This is a genomic window from Brevibacterium sp. SIMBA_078, from assembly GCF_046534565.1.
Taxonomy (GTDB): domain Bacteria; phylum Actinomycetota; class Actinomycetes; order Actinomycetales; family Brevibacteriaceae; genus Brevibacterium.
Genome location: NZ_JAWRYQ010000356.1, coordinates 1 through 258 on the forward strand (window position 1 = coordinate 1; position 258 = coordinate 258).

Consider the following 258-nt stretch of genomic DNA (forward strand, 5'->3'; position numbering starts at 1 on the left):
ATTACTACCAACCGTTAAATTGCCTGTAGGCGTGACTGTAGTGAAGCTTGGGTTCAAAGAGGTGGCAACAGAAATCGTATTACCATTACGGGTGATTGCGATATTATCGGCGTTGGTGAAATTTACCGTAGCTCCAGGAGCAATCGTCTGTGTGGTACCACCATTTGCTTGAATATTCCAGCCTTGGTTCGCGTTTGTCGCGGTTGTTTTAACCGCATCCAACTGACCGAAGTTAACCGCATCTTTTGTAGCTGTACC

1 pseudogene is annotated in these 258 nt (G+C 46.1%); it reads right to left on the minus strand.

From position 1 onward, the window contains the following. Positions 1-258, minus strand: a pseudogene (locus SB749_RS20010) (hypothetical protein); the annotation flags it as partial.